The organism is Sphaerisporangium aureirubrum (assembly GCF_042658925.1).
GTDB classification, from domain to species: Bacteria; Actinomycetota; Actinomycetes; order Streptosporangiales; family Streptosporangiaceae; genus Sphaerisporangium; species Sphaerisporangium aureirubrum.
The window spans coordinates 13,369-34,567 of the sequence record NZ_JBHSRF010000047.1 but is presented as its reverse complement, the minus strand read 5'-3'; the positions used below and the strand labels follow the sequence as shown (position 1 = coordinate 34,567).

Here is a 21,199-nt window from a genome sequence, read left to right as displayed (position 1 = left end):
GGACCGCGCCGACGGCGTGGTCCCCGTTCGCACGTCCCGCCGGAGAAGGAGATGTCCATGAGCGCCACCGCCGACACGCCCGCACCGGCCGAGCCCGACGGCATCCGCGTCGTCGGGGCGCGTGAGAACAACCTCAAGGACGTCTCCCTGACCATCCCCAAGAACAAGATCACCGTGTTCACCGGGGTGTCCGGGTCCGGCAAGTCGTCCATCGTGTTCGACACGGTCGGCGTGGAGGCGCAGCGCCAGCTCAACGGCACGTTCCCCGCGTTCATCCGCAACCAGCTGCCGAAGTACGAGCGGCCGAGGGCGGACGCCATCGAGAACCTCAGCGCGCCGGTCATCGTCGACCAGAAGCCGGTCGGCGGCAACGCGCGCTCCACCGTCGGCACCATGACCGACATCTACTCGATGATCCGCGCGCTGTTCGCCCGGCACGGCTCGCCGACCGACGGCCTGGTGTCCACCTACTCGTTCAACGACCCCAAGGGCATGTGCCCCGAGTGCGACGGCCTCGGGCAGAGCGTGCGCGCCGACGTCGACCTGATGCTCGACAAGGCCAAGTCGCTGAACGAGGGCGCCATCCGCCTGCCCAACTACGGCGTCGGCACCCCCGACTGGCAGCTGTACGCCAACTCCGGCAAGCTCGACCCCGACAAGCGCCTCGGTGACTACACCCCCGAGGAGTGGCAGCTGCTGCTGCACGGCAGCGGGTTCAAGGTGCAGCTCAACGTCAAGAGCGGCTCGTACAAGACGAACTACGAGGGCGTGGTCGACCGCTTCACCCGGCTCGGCGTCAAGCGCGACCTCAGCGCGGTCAGCGAGCGCACCCGCGAGGCCATCCAGCGCTTCATCACCGAGGGCCCGTGCACGGCCTGCGACGGCGCCCGGCTCAACCCCGCGGCCCTGGCCACCAAGGTCGACGGCCGCAACATCGCCGACTGGTCCCGCATGCAGATCAGCGACCTCATCGAGGTGCTGGCCGCCATCGACGACCCCGTGGCCACCCCCATCGCCACGGCCGCGCGCACCGCGCTGGAGCGGGTCGCCGCCATCGGCCTCGGGTACCTCAGCCTGGACCGCGCCACCGCGACCCTGTCCGGCGGCGAGAGCCAGCGCCTCAAGCTGGTGCGCCACCTCGGCAGCACCCTCACCGGCATGACGTACATCTTCGACGAGCCGAGCGTCGGCCTGCACCCCCGCGACGTGGGCCGCCTCAACGACCTGCTGCGCGCCCTGCGCGACCAGGGCAACACCGTCCTGGTCGTCGAGCACGACCCCGACGTCATCGCCATCGCCGACCACGTCGTGGACGTCGGCCCCCGGGCGGGCGCGCACGGCGGCGAGATCGTGTACGAGGGCACGGTGGCCGGCCTGCGCACGGCGGACACCCGCACCGGCGAGGGCCTGCGGCGCGCCACCCGCGGCAAGGACAGCTTCCGCACCCCGTCCGGCGCCCTGCCCATCAGGAACGCCACCCTGCACAACCTCAAGGACGTCTCGGTGGACATCCCGACCGGCGTCCTCACCGCCGTCACCGGCGTCGCCGGCTCGGGCAAGAGCACCCTCATCGCCGACGTCTTCACCGCCGCCCACCCCGAGGCCGTCTTCGTCGACCAGTCGGCCATCGCCGCGTCCTCCCGCTCCACCCCCGCGACCTACCTCGGCCTGATGGACCCGGTCCGCACCCTGTTCGCCAAGACCACCGGCGCCGCGGCCGGCCTGTTCAGCTTCAACTCCGAGGGCGCCTGCGGCGACTGCCAGGGCCGCGGCGTCATCATCACCGAGCTGGCCTACATGGACCCGGTCACCACCCACTGCGACAGCTGCGACGGCCGCAGGTTCAAGGACGAGGTGCTCGCCCACAAGCTGCGCGGCAAGTCCATCGCCGACGTCCTGGAGCTGTCCGCCGAGGACGCCGTCACGTTCTTCACCGAGGCCCCACTGCGCCGCAAGCTCCGCGGCCTCATCGACGTCGGCCTGGACTACCTGAGCCTCGGCCAGCCCCTCAGCACGCTGTCCGGCGGCGAACGCCAGCGCATCAAACTGGCCACCCAGCTCAACACCACCGGCACCGTCTACGTCCTCGACGAGCCCACCACCGGCCTCCACATGTCCGACGTCGACACCCTCCTCACCCTCATCGACGGCCTGGTCGACAAGGGCAACACCGTAATCGTCATCGAACACAACCTGGACGTGATCCAGCAGGCCGACTGGATCATCGACCTAGGCCCCGACGGCGGCCGAGACGGCGGCGAGATCATCTTCACCGGCACCCCCACCGACCTCCTCACCACCGCCAACTCGCTGACCGCCGACCACCTCCGCCAGTACCGCGCCACCCACACCACCGACCCGATCCCAGTCGGCTAAGGCCCGGCGCCTTCCCAGGTCTCGGGGCACCCCCCGCCCCAAGACCATCGTCCCGCACCCTCGAAAAGGTGCCTTCGGCGCTGTTCTTTTAAACGACCCGCAGCCACCCCCCGCCGTCGCGCGGGAAGTCGTGCCACACCCTGGAAACGGTGCCTACGGCGCAGTCTTATTCAGGCGACCCTCGCCTCACTCACGACCGCCCGCCGCGCGGGAAGTCGTGTCACGCCCCTCAAACCGCTTCTCCCCACCGGCCACCCTTGACACCTTTGAGGAAGATCTCCCATCCGGCTTTGCCGACAGCCAGCACCGGGCCGTGCGTCACCTTGGAATCGCGCACCAAGAAGACCCGCGGAGTGTTCCCTTTGCGTGAGACCCCCGCCGGAACAGGGTCGACGCATGCGACTTCCAGGCAGTTGGACCCGTTGCCGCTGTAGCGACTCTTCCGCCAGGTGATTTGAGATCCGTCCATTTCGACCTCGGACTCCCTCTCGTGAGCATTTGGTTACGGCCAACTGGGCGGCCCCGTGAGGGGCCGCATTTTTTATTGGGCCGCGACGGTCGCATGCCCGTTCTCCACCGCCAGAGGTGTGATCCAAAAGGGCTTCCAAGCTGGCGCGCGGCTACCATTCTCCGCCTAACACCAACTCAGTGCGATACTCCGACTCCGGAAGGTGCCCGGCTGGACGGGTTGTTCAGCGGCCCGACCCCGTCCGGGATCGGGATCGGGGCCGCGCCGGCGACCAGGGCCGTGGCCCGCGACGTGTTCGCCGTCGATGGAACCGACGCCTCGCTGTGCGATGTCGCGCGGCACATCTCCAGAAGACGGCACGTGGGAAGGCTGGTCACGCTTGCCGAAAGCGTGCAAACTTCTTTGACGTTTTCGTGAGGACAGTGGTCTACTGCCTGCCCGTGACGACTCTGACGAAGGTTCAGCCTGCCCCTGTCATCGACGAGGTGGCCCGGCTGCTGACCGAGCACTACGTTTTCCCTGAGATAGCCGAGCAGCTCGGCGGCGTGTTGCGACGGCGACTGGGCGAGGGCGCCTATGACGTCGACGGGGCCGAGGAGCTCGCGCGTCTGGTCACCGTGGACCTGCAGTCCGTCAACGACGACAAACATCTGAGGCTGAAGCATCACGCCGACCCGGTGCCTCCCGGGCAGATGGAAGCCACCTTGGCCTCCATCCGCCGGGACTTCGACACCTCGCTGGGCGGTGCGTCCCGGGTGGAGTTGCTCGACGGAGGGGTCGCCGTGGTGGAGCTGGCGCCGATGCTGTTTCCGCTGGAGTGGGCCGCCGAACCGCTGAGCGCCGCGCTCACCCTGGTCTCCCGCGCCCAGGCGCTGATCGTGGACCTTCGCGGCAACCGGGGCGGCGACCCGGACACCGTCGCCTTCATCTGCGGCTACCTCTTGGACAGGCGCACTCACCTCAACACCATGTACTGGCGCGACGGCGAGCGCAGCGAGCAGTCCTGGAGCCTGCCGCACGTTCCCGGCGCGCGTTTCGGCGGCAGCAAGCCGTTGTACGTGCTGACCAGCGACAGCACCTTCTCCGCCGCCGAAGAACTGGCCTACGACCTGCAACAGCTCGGCCGCGCGGTCGTCGTCGGCGAGCCCACCCGCGGCGGCGCGCACCCGTGCAAGGGCTGGACCGTGCACCCCCACCTGGAGGCCACCGTCCCCACCGGCCGCGCCGTCAACCCCGTCTCCGGCACGAACTGGGAAGGCACCGGTGTGCGGCCCGACGTCCCTTGCGCCGCCGCGGAATCCCTCGACCAGGCGCACGCACTGGCTCTCGCCCGGCTGGCAGGCTGAGCCGGGTAAAGGCCTGGTCGCTAAGAGTGACAGGGTGTCGTATTCGCGTCAATGTCAGGAATACGCCATTGCCGGGAAAGCCCCGTCCGGGGCGTCGGCGTCCTAGGTTTCGCTCGTGTCGCCGCAGGTCGGACGTGTTTTTGTGGGTGCGGTGAATGCCGGGGCCGCGGATGTTTCGACCATCGCCTCGTGTTAAATCCTGTTCACCGTACTTGTCAGGAATGACGGGACCCCAGCACGATTCTCCGCGTGGGTTGTAATCGTCCTATCACCCAATCCCCCCACGGGTTTCCCACGGCCCGTGAAGGAGATCGCGTGTCCATTTCCCGCCTACGGCGAGCGGTCCTGATCGGGATCACCGCATTCGCCCTACTGGCCCCCCAGAGTGTGGCGTACGGCGCCGCGCCGGCCGCGCCCGCGTCTGACAAGATCGATCGTGCGGTACGGGCCGACCTTTCCCAGGACGACAAGGCCACCTTCTGGGTGCGCCTCAAGGACGGTGCCGACCTGCGGGCGGCGCGGGGCGCCAGGAGCAAGGCCGACAAGGGGCGGCAGGTGTACCGGGCGAAGACGGAGCTCGCCGCCTCCTCCCAGGCCGGGCTGCGCAAGCTTCTCAAGGGTGCGCGTGCCGACTTCACCCCCTTCTGGATCGTCAACATGGTCAAGGTGACCGGGGACGCGGAGCTGGCGGCCAGGATCGCCGGGCTTCCCGAGGTGGCGGCGATCGAGCCGTCCAAGGTCGTCGCGCTGCCCGACCCGGAGCCGGCGAAGGCCGAGGCGAGGGCCGCCGGCGTCGAGTGGAACATCGACCGCGTCAACGCTCCGAGGGTGTGGGACGAGCTGGGCGACCACGGTGAGGGCATCACCATCGCCAGCATCGACACCGGCGTGCAGTGGGACCACCCCTCGCTGGTCTCCCAGTACCGCGGCACCAAGCCCGACGGGACCGTGGACCACAACCACAGCTGGTTCGACCCGGCGGGCGCCTGCCCGGCCGGCGTGCCGTGCGACGACCGCGGCCACGGCACCCACACGGTGGGCACCATGGTCGGCGGGGACGGCATCGGCGTCGCCCCGGGAGCCAAGTGGATCGCCGCGAAGGCGTGCCTGACCGTCGGCGGGTGCCCCGACTACGCGCTGCTCGCCGCCGGGCAGTGGATCCTCGCGCCCACCGACCTGAACGGCCAGAACCCGCGCCCCGACCTCGCGCCCGACATCGTCAACAACTCCTGGGGCGGCAAGGGGATCGACCTCTGGTACACCGACATGGTGGCGGCATGGGTGGCCGCCGGCATCTTCCCCGCGTTCTCCAACGGCAACGAGGGACCGGCGTGCGGCACCACCGGTACACCCGGCGGCTACGTCGCGAGCTACAGCGCCGGCGCGTTCGACGCGAGCGGCCACATCGCGTACTTCTCCTCCAGGGGCCCCGGTGAGAGCGGCGAGATCAAGCCGAACATCTCGGCGCCCGGCGTCGACATCCGCTCCGCGCTGCCCGGCGGCGCGTACGGCCTGAAGTCCGGCACCTCGATGGCCAGCCCGCACGTCGCAGCGACGGTGGCGCTGATGTGGTCGGCCTCCCCGCCCCTGCGGGGCGACATCGACAACACGCGGGCACTGCTCGACGGGACGGCGGCCGACGTCGACGACGGAGGCTGCGGCGGCACCGCGGCGGACAACTTCGTGTGGGGTGAGGGCATGCTCGACTCCTACGCGGCGGTCAAGGCCACCCCGGCGGGCGAGCTGGGCACGCTGACCGGCACGGTCACCTCCGCCGGGTCCCCCGTGGCCGGCGCGACCGTCACCATCTCCGGTCCGCTGAGCCGTACCGTCCCCACCGCGCAGGACGGGACCTACAGGCTGCCCCGCCTGCTGAGCGGCGAGTACCGGCTCACCGCGAAGAAGTTCACCTACGACGACGTCACCACGACCGTCACCGTCTCCACCGACCAGACCGTCACCCAGGACCTGTCGCTGACCGCGCAGGAGCTGAGCACGGTGTCGGGAACGGTCACCAGCGTGGGCCTGCCCGAGGCGGGCGCCACCGTGACCGCCGCCGGCACCCCCGCCACCACGGTCACCGACGCGGAGGGCCGCTACGCGCTGCGGCTGCCGCACCAGACCTACGACCTGAAGGTCACGGCGACCTCGCTGTGCGCCGAGGCGGTCACCGTGCCCGTCACGGTGACCGGCGACCAGGCCGAGGACATCGAGCTGGCGAGCCACATCGACGGCTTCGGCCACACCTGCAGGAGCGGCGCCGACGCGTACGTCGAGGGCACCACCCTGGAGCCGCTCACGTACGACGACGAGACCCAGACGCTCGCGCTGCCGTTCGCCTTCCCGTTCTACGGCGGGACCTACACCAGCGGCGTCGTCAGCACCAACGGGTTCATGACCTTCGGCACCGACCGCTACTCCCACCCGACCCACGGCTCGGTGCCCTCCGGCGGCGGGCCGAACGCGGCCATCTACCCGTACTGGACCGACCTGGGCCTGTTCGACGAGGGAGCCGGGCTCTACACGGCCACCATCGGCACCGCGCCGAACCGCACGTTCGTCGTCGAATGGCGCAAGGCGCGGTTCTACGGCGTCGACGCGCTCATCTCGTTCGAGGCGCTGCTCGGCGAGGACGGCTCCATCGGGTTCCGCTACCGCGGCATCGACAGCACCTACGCGGCCGGCGAGAAGGCCACCGTCGGCATCGAGAACGGGGACGGCACCGACGCGTTCCAGTACTCACTGGACGTCCCCGCCCTGCGCGACGACCAGAGCCTGACCTTCGCCGCCCGCGGCCACGGCCTGGTGTCCGGCACCGTCACCGACGCCAACGACGGCGAGCCCCTGGCGGGCGCGACGGTCAAGGTGGGTGACGCGGCCTCCCTCACCACCGGGGCCGACGGCACGTTCCTCGGACAGGTCCTCGCCGGGGATCACACGCTGGAGGTCACGGCGGAGAACTACGGCACCGTCACCAAGGAGGTCACCGTCACGCCCGGCACGCGCAACCGGCTCGACACCGCCCTGACCACCGGCCGCGTGACGGCGTCGACCGGCCAGATCACCCTGGTGATGCCCACCGGCACCACCCGGAAGGGCACCGTGGAGCTGTCCAACCCGGGCGCCGGCACGACGTACACCGTCGAGAACGACCCCGCGCAGACCTGGCTGGCCGTCACCCCCGTCAGCGGGAGCATCGAGGCGGGTGAGACCGTCCCGCTGCGGGTCACCGCGTCCAGCACGGGAGTCCGGCCCGGCACCGTCCGCACCGGCGTCCTGGTGGTGCGCTCGGCCAGCGGCCGCGCCCCCGCGTTCCCGGTCCTGGTCTCCGTCGTCGTGCCGAAGCTCCAGATCGCCGTCGAGACCGGCGGCAAGAAGGTCGTCGACTCCACCGGCGACACCTGGACACCCGACCGGAAGTACACCCGCGGCGGCCACGGCTACGTGGGCGACAGCAAGGAGACGACCACCACCAAGCCGATCGCCGGCACCACCGACCAGACCCTCTTCAGAACCGCCCGCGAAGGCATGCGCGAATACCGCTTCGACAACGTCCCCGACGGCGTCTACACCATAGAACTCGGCTTCGCCGAAACCCACGGCAAGCCCCCCGGCAAACGAGTATTCGACATCAAGGCCGAAGGCAACCTGGTGGCCCAGGCCCTGGACATCGCCCGCACAGCCGGCCGCGACACCGCCCTGACCCACCGGTACACGATCCCCGTCACCGACGGCCGGCTGAACATCACCTTCACCCCCCGGACCGGCACCCCCATCCTCAACTCCATCCGCGTCACCGAACGCCCCGACCAAACCGCCGGGTAACCACCCCCTCTCCCGCACCGGCCCCGCCGCCCCCCCGGCGGCGGGGCCGGTGCCGGTGTCAGATCGGCAGTCGCACGGCACGCCAATTCCTGGACCCATGGGGAGCGACGGTGTCGGCACGGAAGATGACCGCCCTGGCGTGTTCCATGATCGTATGGATGGCCGAGTCCGTGTGGGTACCGTCCGCTTCGCGGAGTATGTGGCGCTGAAGGTCTCGCAGGGCGGACGTCGGCTCCAGCCCGATTTGCGCGACGAGATTTCGGTGGAGCCCCTGGTAGACATCCAAAGCCTCGGCTTGCCTGCCGTCCCGATAGAGGGCGGTCATCAGTTGCGCGTGGGCCCGCTCCCGTAAAGGATTCTTCGCGGTCCAGGTTGTCAGAGGACCGATTATCTCGCGATGGCGCCCCAGGGCCAGTCGCGCTTCAAAGAGGTCTTCGGTCGCCATCCGGCAGCTCTCACGTAAACGCTCGGCCCACAGGAAGAGCTCGTGGTCCAGATTCATTCCGTACAGGGGGTCGCCGCGCCACAGGCGTGTCGCGGTGTCCAGAGCCGTGGCGGCCCGGTAGAGATCTCCTCGGTCGAGAGCCCTGCGCCCCTCCAGCACCAGATTCTCGAACACGTCCGCGTCCAGGTCGCCGGAGGAGGATGTGATCATGTATCCGTCCCCATGCGTGACGATGGGGACCTCCAGGCGGCGGAGACGTGTGATGTAGGTCTTGAGATTGCTCAAGGCGGATTTAGGCGCGTGGCTCTGCCAGAGATGCTCGATCAGCCAGTCCCTGGAAATGCTGGTGTTGGCGTTGAGAAGAAACAATGCCAGCAGATGGCGCAGTTTTCCGTTGCCGATATCGACGCTCTGGCCCGTCATGTCCTCGACCACGAGTGGACCTAACACCCGGAACAGCATGATATCCCCCGTGCGGTGGAAGTGTAAGCCATGCGGATCTCCTAATAAAAATCTTACCAATCTCCGAACTAAGGCGGCAAGGAGGAGGCAGGCCGGCGGAGCGCGTGGCAGATCCCCGGCACATCGCCGATGTGCGGGAAATGTGCTGCCCGGTCGTACTCTCCGCCTCGTGTGTCCAAGTAGGACGACGGGCCGGAGTGAAAATGACGTTCCCGCAGGTCAGGCGGCGGTACAGGCGTGCACGAATCACAGGCGGCATAGTCGTCGTCATTATGGCGACGTCTAATTTTGTTGCTCCGACAAATGCTTTTCCCGCAATAGTTGCGAAAGAGGCGCCTCCGGCTCTCGTAACGGAGCGTCCCGACGCCACGTCGGCGGCGCTCACCGCGCGGCTGCAGAACTCGCCGGTCGAGGACCTCTCGGCCCGGACGGAGGACTCGGCGACCGTTTACCTGCCGGACGGCACTGCCAGGACCGAGATCTTCGCCGGCCCGGTGCGGGTGAAACAGAACGGCGTGTGGGTGCCCGTGGACACCACGCTGGTGGAGCGGGACGGGCATCTGGAGCCCAGGGCTCCCGCGTCCGGGGCGGATGTCGAGATCTCCAGCGGGGGCACCGGTCCGCTGGCCGAACTGGCCACGGGTTCGGGCAAGGACGAGCACAGGTTCGGGGTCTCCTGGCCGGCACGGCTCGGTAAGCCACAGGTCTCCGGCAACACCGCGACATGGACGGACATCGCCCCCGGCGCCGATCTGATCGTGCAGGCGCAGCCGCGCGGGTTCGTGCACTACGTCGTTCTGAAGCAGAAGCCGGCGTCGCCGGTGGAGATCCGCCTGCCGGTCGAGCTGACCGGCATGGACTTCTCGAAGGACTCCAGGAACCGGCTGAAGCTGACCGACAACGCCGGCAAGGGCAAGGGCGACGTGGTCGCCGCCGCGCCGCCGCCGCACATGTGGGACGCCGCCGCCGCGGACTCGCCGGACGCCGGCAGGCGGGCGGAGGTCGGCTCCTCGATCGAGAACGGCCGGGACGGCCGCGTGCTGGTGCTCAAGCCGTCCATGGAATTCCTGAACGCCGCCGACGTGACCTACCCGGTGACGATCGACCCGTACATGCAGATGACGCTGCAGACCGACACGTTCGTCTCCGACGACTACACCAACTCCCAGACGTCGGCGACCTGGTTGCACGCCGGCCGTTTCGGGTCCGGCACGAAGACCGCGCGGACGTACCTCAACTTCCAGCTCGGCGGTCTGATCAGCAAGAACATCCTCAACGCAGACCTGTATCTGTCCAACTACAGATCGAACGCCTGCGGTGGGGCCAGCGCCGGTCTCGGTATCCGCGTGAAGCGGGTCACCTCGTCCTGGTCGTCGTCGACGCTGACACTGTCGAACCAGCCCAACTCCACCACGACAGGCATGGTGGACAACACCAGCCAGGCCTACGGCTTTGACGCGAGCTGCCCCGAGCACGACACACTGTGGTCGATCGAGGACATCGTCCAGTACTGGACCGACCACCCGGCCGAGAACCACGGCCTGCAGGTGCGCGCGGTGTCGGAGACCCAGGCCACCAACTGGCGGATGTTCCGCTCCTCCGAGAACACCGCGGGGGCGGACGGCCCACGGCTCGTCATCCAGTGGAACTCCTACCCGACCATCCCTCACCACCTGACCGTCGACCCCAGCGCGGGCGGCACCAACGGCGGCACCTTCGTCACCTCGCTCACGCCGGCGTTCACCGGTATGGTCGGCGACGGTGAGTGGGAGAACGAAACGATCTACTTCTCCCTGGAACACGACCCGAACTATCCCTCTCAGGGCACGGGCACGGTGTGGTCCGGCAGCGTCACCGGAATCCTCCAGGGTGAGCTCGGCACCGTGACCGTCCCTTCGGGCAGGCTGGTCGACGGCTACCGCTACCGGTGGCGGGCGAGGGCCTACGACGGCACCGACTACTCCCGCGATTACTCCTCCTACCGGTACTTCACCGTCGACACCGCCGCCCCCGCCGCGCCCGCGATCTCGTGCTCGGCCTACCCCTCGAACGTGTGGACGGCGAAGGCGTCGAGCCCGGTGACCTGCACCCTGGACACCACCTCCGCCGACGGCGCGGGTTACTACTGGGGTCTCGACAACGCGTCCACGCCGACACTCGTCGAGGACAACGACGGCGGCGGCGACGCCAAGACGATCACGATCGACCCGGCCCAGGGCTGGCACACGCTGTCGGTCAAGACACGTGACATGGCCCTGCGTACCTCCGCGGTGACGAGCTACGTCTTCGGGGTGGGCGCCGGCGAGGTCACCGCCCCGGTCACCGACGACCGCACCCAGGCCGCGGTCACCCTGGCCTCCCGGGCGGCCCCGGGCTCCACGGGCGTCCGGTACGAGTACAAGGCCGACGTCGGCGCGAGCGGCACCTGGGCGGCCATTCCCCCGGCGCATGTCACCGTGCCGGGCTCGGCGACCCCGATCCCGGGCTGGCCGTTCACGACCGTCACGACGGGGACCAGCGCGGTCTTCGGCTCCCTCTACTGGGACGTGGCCGCCACCATGGCGACGGCCGGGCGCGGCGACGGCCCCGTCAGGCTGCGCGCCTGTTTCGTCAGGGCCTCGGGGGAGGCATGCTCCGACGAGGTGGAATTCACGCTGGAGCGCACCGCGTTCGGCGATTCCTACGCGGCGAAGGAAGTCGGTCCCGGCACGGTCTCGCTGCTGACCGGCGACTACTCGATCTCTGCCACCGATGTTTCGGCTTTCGACATGAGCGTGTCCCGTGACCACACGACGCTTTCGCCGGTGAGCGCGTCCCAGGACGCCGGCGGGGTCTTCGGTGCCGGGTGGACGGCGTCGTTCCCCGTGTCGACCTCGATGGTGTCCGGGCTGACGTTCGAGGATCACTCCGACAAGGGCTACGTACTCTTCGTCGGGGCGGACGGGACCATTTGGACGTACAACGTCCAGTCCGACGGCACTTTCGCCGGAGTATCCGACGCCGCCGACGGAGCCAGTGTCACCAAGGACTCCGCCACCCAGTTCACGCACGCCGACACCGACGGCGTCAAGACGACCTTCACGCTGACAGGTGGAGCGTGGAAGGTCAGCGGGATCGACGAACCCGGTGATTCGTCCAGCTCCTCACACACGTACGACTCGGCGGGCCGGGTCAGTCGTATGCTCGCGCCGGCGCCGGACGGTGTGGACTGTTCCGCCGCGCTGGTCCCGGGTTGCAAAGCGCTCGACATCGCCTACGCCACGACCACCACCGCCACCGGAGTCTCGGACAACTGGGGCGACTACTCCGGTCTCGTCAAGAGCATCTCCTACACGGCTTACGATCCGGCCGTCTCGGCGATGAAGAACACGGTCGTGGCGTCCTACAGTTACGACTCGGCGGGCCATCTGCGCCAGATACGTGATCCGCGTATCAATCTCGCGACCACCTATTACTACACGGCGGAGGGGCGCGTCTCCCAGGTCACGCCCGCGGGCCTCACGCCCTGGAGGATGAGCTACGACACCGGTGGCCGCCTGGCCGACGTGCAGCGGGAAGCCGGAGCCGTCGACCTGACACAGGCGATCTCCTACGGTGTGCCCATCAGCGGCCCTGTGGCCCTGACCTCCCCGCAGACGGTCACGTGGGGGCAGATCACGGATCTGCCGCGCACCGGAACCGCGATGTTCCCGACCACCCATGTGCCGGCCAAGGCCGGGGACGGTTCCTACGCCCCTGGCGCCGACGATTACACCTACGCGGCGCTCACCTACCTCGATGTGAACGGCCGCGCCGTCAATACGGCGAGTTTCGGAGCAGGCGGATGGCAGGTGTCCGCGTCTCGCTATGACGAGTCCGGAAATGTCATCTGGAACCTCTCGGCAGGCAACCGCGCTCAGGCGCTGACGCCCACCACCGGAACAGACCCGTACGTGGCGGGGCGCACCTCCACCGCCGAGCGCGCCGACCTCCTCGCGGAGATCACGACCTATGACGACAACGGCAACCCGCTGACGATCGACGGCCCCACCCATCGGGTCGCCCTCGCCGACGACACCCGGGTGGCGGCCAGACTACGCACACAGCACATTTACGACGAAGCCCGGCCGGTGGACGCGGTGGCGTCCGGCATGGTGACCACGACGGTGACCAAGCCCCTGGTGGTCGACGGGATCGGCACCCCGGCCGCGGCGGACATCCGTACGATCGAGACCGGGTACGAGCCGATCGAATCCGGCGACGCCTCGGGCTGGACGTTGGCGCTCCCGACCACCCAGACCATCGTCATGCCCGGTGGCACCGGCATCGTGTACAGGACGCGTTACGACGATGTGGGCCGTGAGCTGGAGCGGCGGATGCCGGCGTCCGCCGGCACCGACGCCGGGACCACGGTGACGGTCTATTACACCGCCGACACCAACCAGGCGGCCGCCGCCTGCGGTGACAAGCCGCACTGGGCGGGACTCGTCTGCCGGACCGGGCCCAAGGCGCAACCGGCCGGCACGCCCATCCCGGCCACGGTGACCGCCTACGGCTACTGGGGCGAGAACGCGAATGTGGTCGCCACGTCGGGGAGTGCGGTCCGGACGGCCACCACCACCGTGGACGCGGCCGGCCGCACGGTCACCTCGAGCGTCGTCGAGACGGGGGTGAGCAGCTCCGCCGTACCGGCCACCACGCACAGCTACGACCCCGCCACCGGCCTCGTGACGGCGGTCAGTGCCGGCGGGGCATCGGTGGGCACCACCTACGACAACCTGGGCAGGGTGGCCACGACCACCGATGCCGACGGCAGCACCACGACCGTCACCTACGACGCGGCCGGCCGGGTGGCCACCGTCAACGACGGGAAGGGCACCACGACCTACGCCTACGACAACGCCGACGCCCTGGGCAGGGTCGAACGGCGAGGCCTCCCCGTCGCCATCACCGACAGTGCGGCCGGCACCTTCACCGCGGCCTACGACGCCGCGGGGAATCTGGCGGTCCAGACCGCTCCCAACGGGCTGACGGCCAATATCCGGTACGACGGCAACGGAAGGGAGACAGGGCTGACCTACACGAAGGCAGGAGTTCGCTGGCTCGCCTTCGAGGCGGTTCCCGACGCGGAAGGCCGGCTCGCCGAGACCAGCGGTCCCAACGGGAGCCTCCAACGCTATTCCTATGACGCGGCGGGCCGGCTCGTGCGAGTGGCGGATACGTACGACACGGCCTGCACCACAAGGGTCTACGGCTTCGACGCCGACACGAACCGCACCAGCCTGGCCACCTATCCCGGGAGTGCCGACGGTGCGTGTTCCACCGCGACCGCTCCGAGCACGGTGAATCACACCTACGACAAAGCCGATCGGATCACGGACTCCGGCTACACCCATGATCCGTTCGGTCGTGTGACCACGCTCCCGGCGGGCGGCGCCGCTGGAAACGCCGCGGTCACGGTCGGGTACCACGCCGGCGATATGGTCGGCAGCCTTACCCAGGGCACGTCGACGAAGACCTTCACCCTCGATCCCCTCGGACGTGTCCGGACCGTCACCTCCTCCGGGGGTGTTCAGGTGAACCACTATTCGGGCACGGGCGACAGCCCGGCCTGGATCAGGGAGGCCAATGGCGGGTGGACCCGGAACATCAACGCCTTCTCCGGCCTGGCGGCCACCCAGACGAGCAGTGGAACCGTCACGCTGCAACTCACGGACCTGCACGGGAACGTGGTCGCCGGCGCCTCGAACAGCGGCGGTGCCACCGGGATCGACGGCTACGCCGAGCAGAACGAGTACGGTGCCGATCGCGTCGCCAACATGACCGATCGTTACGAGTGGCTGGGCGGCGCCCAGCGCGCGAGCGACACACTCGCCGACATCGTCCTCATGGGCGTACGCCTCTACAATCCGGCCACCGGTCGCTTCCTCCAGGCCGACCCCGTATCGGCCGGCGGTGCGAACGACTACGAGTACGGTGCCGCGGATCCGATCAACAACCGGGACTTCGACGGCCGCTTCGTCTTCGTCGTCCCACTCCTGGCGATCAGCGGTGCGGCCTTGATGGACGCGTTGATCTGGTCGGTCGGTGCGGTCATCACCGTCACCACCACGCAGCAGGCGATCAACTACTGCAAGCGGAACGGCTGCAGCGTGAACCTCGCCAAGGCCAGAACCGCGGTACAGCGCCCCAACAACAACTCGAACAAAGCCAAGAAGGACCAGAACCTCTACATCGGCTACGAGATCTTCTACGGCCGGAAGACGTACAAATTCGGCATCAGCCTCGCCAAGCGAGGCGTCGTCCGGCCGGCCGAGCAGTTGAGAGCGTGCAACTTCTACTTCGGCGTTCTCGGAGGTTGCAGTTACAAAATAGTCGTGCGGAAACGCGGATACCTGAAGGCACGATGGTGGGAGTTCGGCAGGATCACCGCGTACTTCATCGTGCACGGCCACTGCCCGCCGGGGCAGTTGAAAAGCTGTAAGTAGGAGCCTGTGTCCCCTACTGCGAGGGTAGGATGAGGAAGAGCGGCGGGGTTGGATCCCCGCCGCTCTTCCTGACGCCAGGGATCGGAGTCGGTGCGGTGACGGACGATGTGTTCTGGGAACTCGTTGACGCACTTGATGGAGTCATCGACGAGGAAAGCGTCGGTGTTCTGCGGGAGCACCTTTCGTCGTTGACGGTCGAGCAGGTCGAGGCCTTCGCCCGTCACCTCTCGGACAAGGTGCGTATTCTCGCGGAAATCCCGTTCGAAGGACTTCCGGTAGCCGACGTGAGTGATTCCGGCGGGGCACTCCCGTTGCTCGGAGACTCGCTCGAAAATCTGTTGTACGCGGTCGTCGCCTCCGGGCGCGCAGCCTATTCGGCCGCGATCGAGGAACCCTCGGGCGTCGAAGAAGAGGACTGGGACGCGGGGGAGGCCGAGCTTCTGGTCGATACCGTCGCGACGGTGCTGTGGAATCGAGCCGGCCTCGACTGGTATGACGACTTCGATCCCTTTCTGGCCGGCCTGCCGGTCGACACGCGCTGGTACGCGACCAGTCGTGGATCAGCCTGGAAAAGCGCGCCGCGCCGTTATGAGAATGCCGCTCACACTCTGGATCAGGCATTGAACGACTCCGAGGAATGGCGCACATGGTGGCGGCAGGCGTCGCTTGAGAGGGTCAAGGCCGGGATCGTCGTGAACTCCGAGAGGAGCCGGGTCCGGATCGAGCGCGGCAGAAAGATCGTCAAAGCCGAGTTCGAGATGGACGGGGACTACTTCGGGAGGCGCGACGCGGGGGCGCTGGAGTCACTCGCCACCGAGGAAGCGGCGATGATCATGAACGCGATCGCCGAACGGCTAGGCATGACCCCTCCTCCACCGCTTCCGATCGTTTCCCGGTGACCGAGGGGCGGTCATCGGCGCCGAGCCTTGTAGCCGGCGGCTCATGCCGCTTCAGGAAACTCCTCATGAGCCGCCGTGGTGGGGGGCAGGGTCTGCTCGCACCAGATGGTCTTGCCGGAGGTGGTCTGTCTGGTGCCCCAGCCCTGGGTGAGCTGGGCGACGAGGAGCAGGCCGCGGCCGCCCTCGTCGAAGACGCGGGCGCGGCGGAGGTGGGGGGCGGTGCTGCTGCCGTCGGAGACCTCGCAGATCAGGGTGTGGCTGCGGATCAGGCGGAGCTGGATGGGGGGAGTGCCGTAGCGGATGGCGTTGGTCACCAGCTCGCTGACGACCAGTTCGGTGACGAACTGCATCTCGTCCAGTTTCCATACGGCCAGCTGGTCCAGGGCCAGCTTTCTGGCGTGGGAGACCAGGGCCGGGTCGTCGGGGAGGTCCCAGGTGGCGAACTGGCCAGGGGAGAGGGCTCCGGTGCGTACGAGGAGGAGGGCGGTGTCGTCGGTCGCGCGGCCGTCGAGCATGGCGTCGGTCACGTGGTCGCAGGTGTCCTCCAGTGATGCGGTGGGGAACGCGAGGGCGTGGCGTAGTTCGGTGAGGCCGTGGTCGATGTCGTGGTCGCGGGATTCGATCAGGCCGTCGGTGAACAGGGCGAGGACGCTGCCCGCGGTCAGGAGCAGCTCGGTGGTCTCGAAGGGGAGGCCTCCGATGCCGAGCGGGGGGCCGACGGGGCCGCTCACCAGTTCCGGGGGGCCGTCGGGGGGGACCAGGACGGGCAGCGGATGGCCGGCGGTGGCCATGGTGCAGCAGCGGGAGACGGGGTCGTAGACGGCGTACAGGCACGTGGCTCCCAGCTCGCCGGCGGTGGGCGCCTCGCCCTGGGCCATGCCGGGCTGGTCGTCGCTGCTGAGGTGGAGGACCAGATCGTCCAGGTGGGTGAGGAGCTCGTCGGGCGGCAGGTCGACGTCGGCCAGGGTGCGCACGGCGGTGCGCAGGCGCCCCATGGTGGCGGAGGCGTGGATGCCGTGGCCGACGACGTCCCCGACGACGAGGCCGACCCGGCAGCCGGACAGCGGGATCACGTCGAACCAGTCGCCGCCCACCCCCGCCCCCGCACCCGCGGGCTGATAGCGGGAGGCGATCTCCACCGCGGGCTGCGGGGGCAGCCGCTTGGGCAGCAGGCTGCACTGCAGGGCCAGCGCGGTGTTGCGCTCGTGGGTGTAGCGGCGGGCGTTGTCGATGGCGACGCCCGCCTTGGCGACCAGCTCCGTGGCGCAGGACAGGTCCTCCTCGTCGAATTCCCCCAGGCGCCAGAGGCTGACCACGCCCATCCGCGTCCCCTGCGCACGCAGCGGAGTCGTGATCAGCGAACGGAAGCCGTGGTCCAGGATCCGGGCGGTGCCCAGCCGGTCCCGGGACCGCCACGCGACGGAAGACCGCAGGTCGGGCTCGATCATCCCGACGCCACGGCGGAAACTGCGCGCCTGAGGCGTGGCGGGTTCCCAGTCGATCAGCGTGCCCACCGGGCGGAACGCGGCCGTCCCCCCGATGCCGCCCATGGCCGCCCGGCACAGCGTGTCCTCCTCGCCCGGCGGCCGGCCGTCGCCTCGCATGACGGACACCGGCAGGTCGACGGTGACGAAGTCGGCGAACGAGGGCACCGCCGCCCGCACCAGTTCCTCCGCGGTCCGCTCCACGTCGAGGGTGGTGCCCACCGCCTTGCTGGTGTCGTACAGCAGCTTGAGACGCCGGTGCGCCTCCTGTGTCAGCCGGCGGCTGTCCGTCAGGGAGTTCCCCATGCTGTTGAACGCGACCCCGAGTTCACCGATCTCCCCGGCTCCGGTCTCGGGCATGCGTGCCGCGAGGTCGCCGTCGGCGAGCCGCGCGGCGACGGCGGCAGCTCTGCGGACCGGCCGGACGATCGCCCGGGTCAGGTATCCGGTGTAGGCGGCGATGAGGAGGACCGATCCCGCGAGCCCGCCGGTCGCGGCGACGATCGACCACCGCACCCTGGTCTCGGTCGCCTGCTCCCGCGCCGCCAGCACGGAGCGCGCGACGTCGTCGAACCGGTCGAACCGCGCCCGGAAGTCGTCGACACGCCGCTTCCCCTCGGCCGTCGTCTCGACGCTCCACGCGGAGGGATCCCCCCGCTTCGCCGCGCCGATCAGCGGGTCCGAGTAGTCGCGGACGTAGGAGTTCCCGTCCCGGCCGATCTCGCGCGCCAGCCCCCGCAGCTCAGGGGTGTCGCTGAGGCTGACGACCCTCTGCGCCTGCCCGGGGAGAGCCGCCCTGGCGGACTCCCATGGCTGGAGGAAGCGCTGATCCCGGGTGATGAGGAAGCCGCGTGCCCCTGTCTCCAGGTCGAGGACGAGCGTCTCCAGGCGATTGGCCTCGCTGAGCGCCGTCCGCACGTGCTTCCTCGCGTCCGTCGCCTGGAGCATGTCGGTGATCGCCCAGAACAGCGTCCCGAAGACGAGCCCGATCAGCACCGCGAGCAGACCGCTCGCGATGAGCATGAGGGGTGTCAGTCCCCTTCCGACACACCGTCTTGATCGGGTTGTGCTCATGGTCGGCCCAGTCGGCTAGCACAGCTACTCCGACCGAGTCTACGGCGGACGTCGCCTGCCCCCTTGAGCAGGGGAAACATCGGCTTCTCGCGGGCACGGATCGCATACGGGCGACCGGGGCGACGCCTCAGCCCGGCCTTGTGACGGGGACCCCCTCCCGCGGACGAGAGCTTGTCGCGTTCGTCCGCGGGAGGGGGTGACGGCCGGGCTCAGCCGCAGTGTTCGAAGGGGCTGGTGTAGGAGCTGCTGCCCACCGAGCCGCCCCACTTGACGCACTGGCCGGCGGCGGCGCGTCTGACGGGGCCCGCGTAGTAGTCGTAGCTGCCCGAGTCGGTCGTCCTGCTCGCCCCCTGCGGTTCCAGGAAGGCGGACACCGGCGACGGGGAGCCGAGGCTGGTCGTCTTCAGCGTGACGACGCAGTTGTTGCCGTTGCCCGAGTTGTAGAGGAGATAGGTGCGGCCACCGGTGAGGGCGGCCGAGTCGATGACCGAGTAGCCGCTGCCGCAGGCCTCCTCGGGGGTGTAGGGGTTGGTGCCGCCGCCGCAGGTGTTGGTGCTCTCGACGGCCTTCTTCTGGCCCAGGGAGACGGTCACGCCGTCCACGGTCGGGCTGGTGTCCACGGCGCCGCCGGAGGTCCGCTGTTCGTAGTGCAGGTGCGGGGCGCTGGAGCCGCCCGTGGAGCCGACGGTCCCGATGGTGGTGCCCTGGCTCACGCTCATCGAGCCGCCGGCCGCCCGCACCATGGTCGAAAGGTGGGCATAGCGGGTTCGAGTGCCGTCACTGTGCCGGACCTCCACCCACTTCCCGTAACTCGTGCTTCCCGCGTCGTTGAAGTACGCGGTCCCCGCGGCGGTGGCGCGCACGGTCTCGCCGTCGATGGCGTCGCCCCCGTAGGTCTGCCAGTCGATGGCTCCCGACGGGCTGTGCCCCGGCGACCAGTTGTTGGCGTAGAAGGTCTTCCCGCAGTTGAACGGGCTCTTGTGCGACGCCAGGACGCTCGCGCCCTGCGCCGAGGCGGCCTGGGGAAGCAGCGCCGCCGGGAGAGTGACCAACGAGGCAAGGATCGCGGACTTGAGGGTCAGGGGCCACGTCGGCCTGCTGGTTGGGGGCATGCTCACCTCTCCGTGCAGGTGGATGAAAGAGGGATACGGTCCGGCACCAGCGCTTCGATGTCGGCGAGCCCCGCACGGCGGCGAAAGCACGTCGGCGGCACGGTGATCAAGCTCGATGGGAGGGAAGGGTCGCGGTCAGGGGCCGTGTCGACATCTCCTCCCCTGCGGGGAGGGCGGGTTGATCAGGAACATAACCCCGAAAGTTCTCTTCAACAATCCCCGCCGAGATGAAATTTTGCGGCTTCCGTGACACCGGCGGTCAGGCTCCGGCAGGTCGCGCGCGGGGGGCGTCACCCGCGTCCGCGTGCTCCGCGAGGGGCTGAGCCTGGGTGAATGATGTTCCTGCTGCTCTTCACGGGGCTCCGGAGGCATGCGGACGTCGTCGCGCGGGCGGTCGCGAGGCTCCGCCTCGGTGACGGATCCTCCCGTTGTGGTTCGGAAAAATCTACGGCGCTCACAGTAGACATTCGGCGCTCCTGTGGGTAGGGGATCTCCCGTCGCTCAAGGAAGTTAGGATGCAGGGGAGGACACGGGCCGCTCCGAGGAGTGGACGGCGCGGCGGCGGGCGATGCTCGCCGTGCCGCGTGGCCGTGCTGATACCGGAGATCGGCGGTCGGTGCCGGTTGATGGTGGTGAAACCGCGGGGGGCCTGGGTGCCAGGGTCCTCGATGCGTCCTAGAAAGGTGCAGATGCCCCAAGGATTCCGGCCGGGTGCAGTCGACAAGTTCGACGACGACGACTACCCGGCCTACACGATGGGCCGCGCCGCGGAGATGATCGGCACCACACCGGCTTTTTTGCGGGCGATCGGCGAGGCGCGTCTGATCACGCCCCTGCGCTCGGACGGCGGTCACCGTCGCTACTCCCGCTACCAGCTGCGGATCGCCTCGCGCGCCCGTGAGCTGGTGGATCAAGGAACCCCGATCGACGCCGCGTGCCGGATCGTCATCCTGGAGGACCAGCTCGAGGAGGCGTTGCGCCTCAACGAGGAGCTGCGCCGGCGGCACTCGGGCAGCCTGGGGGAGATCGGCGACTCCTGAGGCCGGGGCGTGCGGGGGAGATGAGGGCTCTCGGCCTCGGACTGCTGTGCTCCACGGGGGTGAATATCTGTAGTCACAGGTGCAGAAATTGGTGTGACGCGCGATTAGGGTTTATGGCGTGCCCGGCGGACTATGAAGGCCTCGCTACCCGTGGCTCCGCGCATCGTGATAGTGTTGATTTCAGTTGCAGTTGTGGTTCC

At 68.9% G+C, this 21,199-nt stretch carries 10 protein-coding genes; 6 read left to right on the top strand and 4 right to left on the bottom strand.

Going from position 1 to position 21,199, the window contains the following annotated elements:
- The first annotated feature begins 57 nt into the window (after window positions 1-57).
- Complete coding sequence (locus ACFP1K_RS26245; protein ID WP_380758008.1) at window positions 58-2,376, top strand: ATP-binding cassette domain-containing protein; 2,319 nt, start codon at window positions 58-60, stop codon at window positions 2,374-2,376.
- Between the two features lie 229 nt (window positions 2,377-2,605).
- On the opposite strand, the gene ACFP1K_RS26240 is transcribed toward ACFP1K_RS26245, so the two are convergent.
- Window positions 2,606-2,845, bottom strand: a complete 240-nt coding sequence (locus tag ACFP1K_RS26240) for a DUF397 domain-containing protein (protein ID WP_380758006.1) — start codon at window positions 2,843-2,845, stop codon at window positions 2,606-2,608.
- Between the two features lie 440 nt (window positions 2,846-3,285).
- Here ACFP1K_RS26240 and ACFP1K_RS26235 point away from each other — a divergent pair, with 440 nt between their 5' ends.
- Complete coding sequence (locus ACFP1K_RS26235) at window positions 3,286-4,191, top strand: S41 family peptidase (RefSeq protein ID WP_380758003.1); 906 nt, start codon at window positions 3,286-3,288, stop codon at window positions 4,189-4,191.
- Window positions 4,192-4,506: 315 nt separating this feature from the next.
- Complete coding sequence (locus ACFP1K_RS26230; protein ID WP_380758000.1) at window positions 4,507-8,016, top strand: S8 family serine peptidase; 3,510 nt, start codon at window positions 4,507-4,509, stop codon at window positions 8,014-8,016.
- 58 nt (window positions 8,017-8,074) lie between these two features.
- Here the strand turns inward: ACFP1K_RS26230 and ACFP1K_RS26225 are convergent, their stop codons facing one another.
- Window positions 8,075-8,896, bottom strand: a complete 822-nt coding sequence (locus ACFP1K_RS26225; RefSeq protein WP_380757998.1) for an AfsR/SARP family transcriptional regulator — start codon at window positions 8,894-8,896, stop codon at window positions 8,075-8,077.
- Between the two features lie 230 nt (window positions 8,897-9,126).
- Here ACFP1K_RS26225 and ACFP1K_RS26220 point away from each other — a divergent pair, with 230 nt between their 5' ends.
- Window positions 9,127-15,390, top strand: coding sequence for a DNRLRE domain-containing protein (locus ACFP1K_RS26220; protein ID WP_380757996.1), 6,264 nt, complete (start codon window positions 9,127-9,129; stop codon window positions 15,388-15,390).
- 95 nt (window positions 15,391-15,485) lie between these two features.
- Complete coding sequence (locus ACFP1K_RS26215; protein WP_380757994.1) at window positions 15,486-16,289, top strand: DUF4240 domain-containing protein; 804 nt, start codon at window positions 15,486-15,488, stop codon at window positions 16,287-16,289.
- 41 nt (window positions 16,290-16,330) lie between these two features.
- Here the strand turns inward: ACFP1K_RS26215 and ACFP1K_RS26210 are convergent, their stop codons facing one another.
- Together ACFP1K_RS26210 and ACFP1K_RS26205 are read right to left on the bottom strand one after the other, a co-directional pair.
- Window positions 16,331-18,796, bottom strand: coding sequence for a SpoIIE family protein phosphatase (locus ACFP1K_RS26210; RefSeq protein ID WP_380757992.1), 2,466 nt, complete (start codon window positions 18,794-18,796; stop codon window positions 16,331-16,333).
- Window positions 18,797-19,056: 260 nt separating this feature from the next.
- A complete protein-coding gene (locus ACFP1K_RS26205) occupies window positions 19,057-19,899 on the bottom strand; it encodes a M23 family metallopeptidase (protein WP_380757990.1) in 843 nt (280 codons plus the stop codon).
- A 749-nt stretch (window positions 19,900-20,648) separates the two neighbouring features.
- Between ACFP1K_RS26205 and ACFP1K_RS26200 the strand changes: the two genes are divergently transcribed.
- Entirely contained in the window at window positions 20,649-20,999 is a 351-nt protein-coding gene (locus ACFP1K_RS26200; protein WP_380757988.1) for a MerR family transcriptional regulator, read from the top strand.
- Window positions 21,000-21,199: the final 200 nt, after the last annotated feature.